8 protein-coding genes are annotated in these 8,967 nt (G+C 59.8%); 6 read left to right on the forward strand and 2 right to left on the reverse strand.

Annotation, left to right across the window (positions count from 1 at the left end):
- The first annotated feature begins 293 nt into the window (after positions 1-293).
- The 6 genes from AC2YI2_RS33705 to AC2YI2_RS33730 all read left to right on the forward strand — a co-directional run bounded on the left by AC2YI2_RS33705 (position 294) and on the right by AC2YI2_RS33730 (position 7,409).
- Positions 294-3,257, forward strand: a complete 2,964-nt coding sequence (locus AC2YI2_RS33705) for an ATP-binding protein (RefSeq protein WP_487390900.1) — start codon at positions 294-296, stop codon at positions 3,255-3,257.
- Positions 3,258-3,275: 18 nt separating this feature from the next.
- A complete protein-coding gene (locus AC2YI2_RS33710) occupies positions 3,276-4,427 on the forward strand; it encodes a YcaO-like family protein (RefSeq protein ID WP_487390901.1) in 1,152 nt (383 codons plus the stop codon).
- Complete coding sequence (locus AC2YI2_RS33715; RefSeq protein ID WP_487390902.1) at positions 4,417-5,175, forward strand: TfuA-like protein; 759 nt, start codon at positions 4,417-4,419, stop codon at positions 5,173-5,175. Before AC2YI2_RS33710 ends, AC2YI2_RS33715 begins: the two co-directional genes overlap by 11 nt.
- Positions 5,176-5,242: 67 nt before the next feature.
- On the forward strand, positions 5,243-6,451 hold the full coding sequence (locus AC2YI2_RS33720) for a hypothetical protein (protein WP_487390903.1): 1,209 nt from the start codon (positions 5,243-5,245) through the stop codon (positions 6,449-6,451).
- Between the two features lie 13 nt (positions 6,452-6,464).
- Positions 6,465-7,007 carry a hypothetical protein gene (locus AC2YI2_RS33725; protein WP_487390904.1) on the forward strand — a complete coding sequence of 181 codons (543 nt, stop codon included), beginning with the start codon at positions 6,465-6,467 and terminating at the stop codon, positions 7,005-7,007.
- A 24-nt stretch (positions 7,008-7,031) separates the two neighbouring features.
- The gene (locus tag AC2YI2_RS33730; RefSeq protein WP_487390905.1) at positions 7,032-7,409 is read left to right on the forward strand and encodes a hypothetical protein; all 378 of its coding nucleotides are present in this window, start codon (positions 7,032-7,034) and stop codon (positions 7,407-7,409) included.
- 95 nt (positions 7,410-7,504) lie between these two features.
- Here the strand turns inward: AC2YI2_RS33730 and AC2YI2_RS33735 are convergent, their stop codons facing one another.
- Positions 7,505-8,362, reverse strand: coding sequence for a transposase (locus AC2YI2_RS33735; protein WP_487390908.1), 858 nt, complete (start codon positions 8,360-8,362; stop codon positions 7,505-7,507).
- Positions 8,280-8,861: a transposase gene (locus tag AC2YI2_RS33740; RefSeq protein WP_487390906.1), complete on the reverse strand. Its 582-nt coding sequence runs from the start codon at positions 8,859-8,861 to the stop codon at positions 8,280-8,282. Before AC2YI2_RS33740 ends, AC2YI2_RS33735 begins: the two co-directional genes overlap by 83 nt.
- Positions 8,862-8,967: the final 106 nt, after the last annotated feature.

The following is an 8,967-nucleotide window of genomic DNA, read 5'->3' on the forward strand; positions in this document are numbered from 1 at the left end:
GAGGAAGATATTTGTCTCTCCTGATCGGGTCGAGCAGCTTTTGATCGAGCGCCACAACACCTTAGGTGACATTCTCAAAGGCGCTTAGATTGCCGACTACCGGACGGAAGTCCCTTCGGTGCGCCATTAGCGCCGCTTCCGCAATATCCGAAAATTCCCGTCGGGCGGATAAGAAGTTGTAGCCGGCGCAGCGACTCCCAGTCGATGTGCCCTCCCGAGAAATGCGTTGCGCCGCTTGCACAAGGTGTATCAGTTGTGGTTGGTTTGGTTCCTGGAACCGGGTGGGCCGTTGCATGAAAAGCCCCAACGCACAATTCCGGCTTGAAGGCGAGCGGCGACAGGTAACCGCTCTCTTCTATGATGTTGTCGGTTCGACCGAAATCATGGTCGGTGGCGACCTGGAAAAGTACTTTCGATCCGTGAACAGCCTTCATGCGACTGCCGAAAGGATCGTCGGCAGTCGCGGAGGCTTCCTGCACAAGAAGCTCGGAGATGGAGGGTGCTGCTTCTTCGGATATCCCGAGCAATCCGAAAACGCCGCCGAAGGCGCAGTCGATGCGGGCCTCGAACTCATCCGGACGGCGACGGAGCGGACGCGGAGGAACGATGCCGCGTTCAGTTTGAGAATAGGGATCGCAACGGGTCTCGTAATGTTGTCGGCCGAGAGCGGTGAGATCGTGGGCACGGCTCCCGTACTTGCCGCGCGTCTGCAGGCGCAGGCCGAGCCGAATTCGGTCCTTGTCGCGGAAGAGACGTTTGAGCTCACCCGAGACTGGTTCGTCTACCGCCGCATCGGTGAGGCCCAGCTGAAGGGCTTTAAGAAGCCCGCCGTCCTCTGGCGGCCCGAGGCGAGGCTTCGTGCGGAGCGGCCATGGTCCCACAACGCCGGGCGGGTCATGATTGGGCGGGATGGAGAACTGGCCACGCTCGTCGACGCGTGGAACCGGGCCAAGTCGGGTAGGGGAGAGGCGTTCGCAATTGTCGGCGAGGCAGGTATCGGAAAGTCGAGGCTCGTGTCGGAGTTCCTCGATAGTATCGATGGCGATGGGATCGTCCTCCAATGCAGCAAGCGACTGGAAGGAGAGCCGCTGCATCCGTTCACCAGTTTTCTCCAGACCGTCCTCGATCCCCTGGCCCTGAAACGGGGTGGTCTCGGCCTTCGTTCCGCATTCCGTGATGCCGGAATGGATATCGGCCCCAAGGCTGTTGAGGCTATAGAAGTCTTCACCAAGAAGCGATCCGGAGGGACGGCGAGAAACATCCGGGTGACCGATCTTACGGGCCGCGCCGCCCGTCGTCAGGTGATCGACGCTGCGATTGAACTCTTGTGTTCCCGCGCCTCGGCCGGCGCGAGCGCGATCGTCCTTGAAGATGTTCACTGGGCCGACGAAATGACGCTGGAATTGCTTCATCATCTGTGCAGGCTCGCGCCGACGATGCCAATGCTTGTCGTCCAGACCTCTCGCCAAAGTCGCCCACAGGAGGGGGTGACGCAGCTGTTGCTTGCGGGCCTGCCGCCTGCGGCAATGCGTGACTTGGTGGCAGCGGGCTGGGGCGGGATGCCACCCCGTGGGTTGCCCGATCTCATATTGGAAAAGTCCGACGGAATGCCGCTTTACGCGGAAGAGTTAATGCACTTCCTCCGTGCCAATTCGGAATATCACAGGCTCGGCACCGGATGGAGGGACCTCCTGCTTGACGGCGAGGTCTCGTCGTTGAACGATCTGCTTGCATCAAGGCTTGCTGGTTCGGGATCGGCACGCCGGGTGGCGCAGTTTGCGAGCGTCATAGGCAAGGAATTCACGACCGCGCTCCTTGAAGAACTCCTGGACGGGGCCGACCGCGAAGGGTTGGCGGCCCATCTGGAGGTTCTCGCAGCGCACGGCATCGTCGAGCCATCTCCGCACCACGCCAACACTTACCAATTTCGCCATGTGCTCCTGCAAGAGGCCGCCTATGGCAGTCTGCTGAAAAGCGACAGGTTGAAAATGCACAAGCGTATCGCCCGGTCGCTGGTAGAGTCGAGCGTGCCGTCTCTGCCCGACGCGATTGCGGCTTGGCAGTGCGCGGAGGCACGCATGCATCGCGACGCCGTCCGGTTCGCCCTGGCCGCCGCCGAGGGATGCGTACTTCGATCGGCAATGAAAGAGGCGTCGATTTCGCTTGACCTATGCGGCAGGGAGATAGACCTAGTTTCGAGGCGCAATCCAGATCGGCGCGAACTCCTGCTGACCATGCTGCAGCTTCAGGGCGTTGTCGCGACGGCGCTGGAAGGTGAAGGATCGGAGACGGCGCGAAGGCTTTATTCGCGCGCAATGCAATTGGTCAGGCGTCGGCCGCCGACACTAAGGGCGGAGTATTTTCCTGCCTACTGGGGATGGTGGTTCACTGCGCCCAATGTGCGGACCCAACAGTCGCGTGCCCACATCCTTGTCGACGACATGATGACCGTCAACGACGCGGAAACGAGGCTGCAATCCTTCCACTGCGCCTGGGCAACAAGTTTCCACGCGGGAGAGCACGCGTTTTGCCAGGACTGCGTCGAACGCGGTCTCGAACTCTACGATCAGGATCGAGCGGTGAGGAACAGGGCTTTTTTCGGCGGTCACGATGCAAAGGTTTGCGGACTGGGTGAGCGCGCGCTGTCCAATCTCCTCGTTGATCGGGTCGAGGCCAGCGAACATGCGATCACGCTCGCTCTCGAACATGCGGATGTCATTGAACATGTCGGAAGCCTCGTGCACGCGCTCTACTACGCTCTAGTGCTGCGCTATTGCCAGCGACTGTACGGGGACATCCAAGACCTCGGCGAGCGGATGTTGTCACTGGCGCAACAGCACGGCCTAGTCGCGAGCCAGGCGCGCGCCCGCATGTATTGCGGATGGGCGGATTTGATGACCTCGCCATCTGGCGATGGAGCAAGGCGTTTTGAGGAAGGGCTTGCAATGCACCAGCGGTCCGGGACCGACGACAACGTGTCGATCCACAGTGACATGCATGCTCAGGTTCTGGAGCGGATCGGAAAGCCGCTCGAAGCCCTGTCGGTCGTCGATAACGCGATCAGGTTGGGTCAGAAGAGTGGCCAATGGTTCTGGCTTGCCGAGCTTTATCGACACAGAGCCAGGCTGAGACATGGAATGGGAGAACGGGAGCATCGGGTCAGAAGCGATCTCACCCATGCGATCAGGATCGCTGACGCGCAAGGGGCGGCATGGCTTTTGGGTCGGGCTAAACGGGACTTGCGCGCGATGGATTAAGTTCGGACGGGGGCGATCTTGCTTGGTGGAGAGGAAATCGAACGGATTTTGGCATCCGCGGTGGACCCGCTCGCCGATTCAATGGAAACCGTTCGCTGCATTCTCGATCGGAAGCGAGACTTCGGCATCACCAGATTGGGGTCCATCACCGAGCTTGACCGTATTGGCATCCCGGTCGTGCAGGCGGTGAGGCCGTTGTCCCGCTCGGTGAGCGTGAACCAGGGAAAGGGGCTGACCCAACACCAGGCGGCGATTTCCGCCCTCATGGAGTCGCTGGAAGGGTGGGCCTCGGAACGCATTCCCGCCAACCGGGTCACCTGGGCGAGTTTTCGTGTCATGGACAAGAATGGTCTATGGTCGCATCTTGCCGGAGATGAGGTGCTTGACGACAGCGTTGCGTGGATCGAAGGCTGGGACCTCTTGTCGTCCAGCGCGGTGTCAGTGCCCCTCGCTCTTGTCGATACCGCCTATACCATACCCTCTCCCCATCCCGGTTGGTTGCCGAGGAATACGACGGGGCTGGCGGCTGGGACAGGCCTGCGCGGCGCGATCGAACATGCCTGCTACGAGGCGCTCGAGAGGCATGCTCATTGCGCGGCGCTGAGAGTTCCGCACTTTTTCGACCGGTTCAAGCTGGACAGCCGTTCGGTCCTTTCGGGCTCGTCCGGGGAAATTATGGGCAAACTATTTTCGGCGGGCTGTTCGGTTGGAATCTGGTCCATGCCGTCAGAACACGGGCTGCCGTTCTACTGGTGTCAGGTCATGGAAAGCGACCTGCATCCGCCCTTGGCCCCCTGGCCTGCCGAAGGCTTCGGCTGCGATCGGACCCACGACCGGGCGCTGGCGAAGGCGCTCTTGGAGGCTTGCCAGTCCCGCCTCGGGATCATCTCGGCGGGGCGGGAAGACATCACGGGACATTTATATCGGTACCAGGACGAGGCGCAGTTGTCGGAATGGCGTCAACAACTCGCAGCACCGGGATTGCCGTATCTAGGAGGGATAGAATTGGACGTGGCGTCGTCGCCGCTGCCGCTGGAAGCGTTGCGACGTGCTGGAGCGCAGGGAGTCATCGTAGTCGTGCTCTTTTCTGATGCCGCGATACCGATCCATGTGGTGAGGGTTGTGACTCCTCCACTCGAAACCGCCCCGGAGGTCGGGGATGGGCCGTGAGATCGTCGTGTTCCTCGGGCCGACCCTCAACGTCACCGACGCCAGGCGTTACCTCGACGCATTGTACCTCACGCCCGCAGGCAACGGCGATATCGTGAGGGTGGTGATCGAACATTCCCCGAGCGCAATCGCGCTCATCGACGGCGTATTCGCCCAATGCCCGGCAGTTCGCCACAAAGAAATCCTTTGGGCGATTTCACGCGGCGTGCGGGTTTACGGCGCTTCTAGCATGGGGGCCGTAAGGGCTGCGGAATTGGCAGACTATGGAATGGTCGGTTACGGTATGGTGTTCAGATGGTACCGCGGCAACCATCTCGCCGATGATGCGGACGTGGCTGTGGCAATGGCCCCGGCGCAACTGGGCTCATTCGCACTCGGTGATGCTTTGATCGACATGCGGCTGACGCTGAAAAGGGCTGCGCGGGACCGCGTCATAGGGCGACAGACGCAAGCCGCGCTCGAGAGGCTTGCCCGCTCGATACACCATACGGAGAGAAGCTACGGTGAACTTCTTTCAATTGCGGCCAGATGCGGCATTCCCGCCCGAGAACTCCGCGCGCTTGAGCTTTGGCTCGTGGGAAATAAACGCAAGCAGAAGGAAGTCGATGCAGTTGGTCTTCTTTCGCTATTGGCGAATGGAGGTGGCAGGGGCGAGAAGCAATCCGGGCTGATAGAGTTTGAACTGACAGAAGCCTTTGCCTACGACATGGAATACTACGATCTTAGATTTGTTGTTGAGTCCCAATGACGTTGATAGTTTCTCCTTGTTAAGGTACGATCTCCCTGCTCGTTGAGAGAAGCGGGTGGGGGCAACCTTGGATGCCATCGCAAATCTGGGTGGTGCGGGACGAGCGGTGGTTTCCGAACCACTGATCGGGACTCGTTTCCTGGTCTTCCCGCAACCGCCATTCATCCCAGGATACGACAAGCCTGAAGTCGTCTGGATTGGACGTTCCGCCGGAACGATTTTGGCCGGCCCGTCAGACAGCCGCATGTATGTCGTCGATCCGGTCGAGACCAAGCAACCTTATTCCGTTCCCTATCTTCCGCCCTATTCGGGTCTCCGGCGTGCCCCGGCTGAGCCGGGGCCGGATGGGCATTTCGACCACATATTCCCGGGATCGCCTGCTTTTCTATCGGCCCACAGCTATGCCTGTTCGCGTCGCGTGCTCGATATCTGCGAAGGATATGCCGGACGGCGCATCGACTGGTACTTCTCTTCATCATACGAGCGGCTTGAGATCGTTCCGCACATTCCTCATTGGGAAAACGCCCAGTCGGGCTTCGGCTTTCTCGAGCTTGGCGAGAGCGAGACGCTGTCGCCTCCCGCGAGTTTCGCGCTGAATTTTGATGCGGTGGCCCATGAGATGGGTCATCTGGTCCTCCTTGGTGAACTCGGCATTCCAGACGAAAGTGGAGAGGATTTCGACTTCTTTGCCTATCACGAGGCCGTGGCGGACTTCATCTCGCTCCTCGGTCTCATGCACTTCGACACAGCCCTCGACAGGTTGCTCCGGCGCACAAGAGGAAACCTTCTCATCCACAACGAGCTCGATCGCTTTGCGGAACTCAGCGACGAGAAGCAGATCAGGTCGGTCAACAATTCGCTCCGGACCGCCGACGTCGGCGACGACGTGCACGACAGGTCGAAGCCGTTCGCAGCGGCGATGTTCGACACCCTCGTTGAGATATACCAGACGTTGCTTTTCGAACGGGGCTTGTCGGACCTCGATCCCCGACGATTCAGCAACCTACGCCGAGAGATGGCACCCGCGCTCATGGAGGAAGGCCTTAGGAGTTCTCGAATTGACTATGAGAACAGGCATTTTGCGAGCAAGGCCGCGTTGCAGGAGGCGCGAGACATCGTCGGCGAGGCGCTCGTCCGGTCATGGACCTCTCTCAACCCTGACCATCTCACATTCCAGCGGGCCGCGGAAGCGTTCCTGGGGTTGAGTTACGAAGGTCGCGCCCGTCCATATCTTAGGCAGATCGAAGACTGTTTCAGATGGAGGCAAATATGGTGAAGGAGGCAGGAAAATGGTCGATGTAAGCGTACCCGCGCCTGACAAGCCGGGGATATATTTCTCCGACATGGTGATCCTCTACGGCGTCAAACTCAACACGGGGAGGGCGTATGGCGAGTTCGATGCAGGAGAAAACGGAAACGCGGCGTTGCAGATGCAATTGTTCAGAGGAGGCGCGCTGCAAAAGGAAGGGGACTACTCAATCGTACTGGGCTATGCCTATGCTTTCGAAGGTCATTGCTATCGCCTCGACGCAAAGAGGATTTTCATCGTCAAGGGGGCCCGGGCGGAGCCAGCAGTCGGGGGCGGCTTCGAATCAGTTGTCCAGACCGCTGTTGTCCCGACCGCTGTTGCGCCCCCCACCGGGGCCGTGGTCGGGCCCGTGTATCAAATGTGGCGCATTCGCTCATCAGAGGAATTGCTCGAGCTCACCCTGAACTACGGCGATGTCAAGAAACTGATTCTCGACGCAAACCTGCCGGGCAAACGGTCGCCCTCATCCTATGCGATCACCATGTCGATGGGACACCGGGACGGGCGTCTTAACCGGGAATGAATTGCTGAAACGAGGGGAATCGCGATGATCACGGCGAGAATCTACTTCAAAACCGCTATGACGAATGTTCGGATCGAGGACGTGCTGGATAGCTACACTGTTGTTGGCAAGTGGAGTAAAGCGAAGAAAGACGATCAGGGAGAGTTTTCCGCCGCTGATATCGGCGGGTTGGCAACCGTCGACATACACGGCGAGGGCAGCGATCCCAACGGATACTATCGGAGAGTGAATTTGGGGAACGGGGATCAATGCGACTTCCCGTTGACCGAGCCCTCAGTGCGTAACGAGGCCGAGGAATCCAGTGCATCCGGCGACGCTGCGCGACTAGAGGACAAGTTGTCCGGGACGGCCCCGGCGGCCAAATCCTCACGCAAAACGACTTCTTCCGTCGGATACCGTTGATAAAGTCGCGTCGAGATCGTGCGGCAGCATCTGGATTGCGGCCGGCGTGTCGAGGTCAAGCGCCCCTCACGCCGGTTTCGGCACCGGTATCGGCATCAGCTTTGCGAGTTTCCTGAGGTTTGGGCTGCGGCTGCGAGGTGGAACTCATCGCGAGCTCCATTCGGCCCTCGTAGTCTCAGGCGATCCAGCCTGAGAATGCGTTTGAGGTGGGCAAAGAGCATCTCGACCTTCTTCCTCTCCCGCCTCGATGTGACATAAGCTTCCGTCTTGGCGATATCGCGCGCCATATCGCGAGCGCCCTCATATATGGAGCGCGGTATTTTGCGTGCTGGGGCGTTCGGACAGCATTTGGGTTTCAGGGCACAGGCATCGCAGTCGAGCTTGCTGGCGCGGTAGCGTATCATGCCGTTCTCATCGACAAGCGGACGCTCATTCTTGTAGGTGATCTGCCGCGAGCGCAATTCCTTGCCGCCAGGGCAGGTATAGAGATCGCGCTTGTTGTCATAGGCAAAGTCGCCCTTTTCGAAAGTGCCGTCGCGCCGTTCGGACTTGTCGAAGACCGGGATATGCGGCTCGATCCCCCGCTCGTGCACTAGCCAGCCCCAGCCCAGCATCTCGGCCGAACCATAGGCGCTGTCGGCGGCAAGCCGCTCCGGATAAAGGCCGAAGAGATTCTGGGTGCGTTCGATCATGGTTCGCGCTTCGCCGACCTCGGCCTGTCGGATCGCCCTGCTCGCTTCGACGTCGACGATGACGGCATTGTTCATGTCGATCAGATAGTTGGTAGCGTAAGCGAAGAAGGCATGGCCCTTCTGCGCTCCCGTCCACTGCGCCGCCGGGTCGGACCTCGACACGAACTTCGGCTTCACCTCACTGGCCGCACCCATGCCGCGTCGTCGAGCGTGTCGAGATATTCCTGGACCGCACGGCAGGTCTCGGCCATCGACGTCCAGTCGACCTGTTCCGACGCTTCCGCCGAGCGCTGTTTGTTGGCATCCGCCTTGATAAGGCTCGTATCACGGCAAATCCTTCGCCGCCGACAAGACCCTCCTCGATGCAGCGGCGTACCGTCGTCTCGAATAGCTCGCGCAGCAGATCGCTGTCCCGGAAACGGCCATGCCGGTTCTTGGAGAAGGTCGAATGATCCGGCACATTGCCTTCCAAGCCAAGCCGGCAGAACCAGCGATAGGCCAGGTTCAGATGCACCTCCTCACACAGTCGCCGCTCGGAACGAATGCCGAAGCAGTACCCGACGATCAGCATGCGGATCATAAGCTCGGGATCAATTGAGGGGCGGCCAATCTCGCTGTAGAAGGGCCGCATGTGGGACCGCAGGCCGGACAGGTCGACGAAGCGGTCAATAGACCGAAGCGAATGGTCCGCCGGAACATGACGGTCGATGCTGAATTCGTAAAACAGCGCTTCCTGCATCACGGTCCGCTCGCCCATCATTACCAAGTCCTCCCAATGTCTGGGAAGACTGAATCAGAACTTCACACCAACAGCAACGCCGACTTTTTCAACAGTATCCGCCAACAGAAGCCAAAACGCGAGGCCG

This window comes from Rhizobium sp. SRI_017 (assembly GCF_057586295.1).

What these genes read in the sequence shown, in the direction of transcription:
- AC2YI2_RS33730 (WP_487390905.1), top strand. Translation starts at nt 7,032, where the DNA reads ATGATCACGGCGAGAATCTACTTCAAAACCGCTATGACGAATGTTCGG.
- AC2YI2_RS33725 (WP_487390904.1), top strand. Translation starts at nt 6,465, where the DNA reads ATGGTCGATGTAAGCGTACCCGCGCCTGACAAGCCGGGGATATATTTC.
- AC2YI2_RS33705 (WP_487390900.1), top strand. Translation starts at nt 294, where the DNA reads ATGAAAAGCCCCAACGCACAATTCCGGCTTGAAGGCGAGCGGCGACAG.
- AC2YI2_RS33740 (WP_487390906.1), bottom strand. Translation starts at nt 8,861, where the DNA reads ATGATGGGCGAGCGGACCGTGATGCAGGAAGCGCTGTTTTACGAATTC.
- AC2YI2_RS33715 (WP_487390902.1), top strand. Translation starts at nt 4,417, where the DNA reads ATGGGCCGTGAGATCGTCGTGTTCCTCGGGCCGACCCTCAACGTCACC.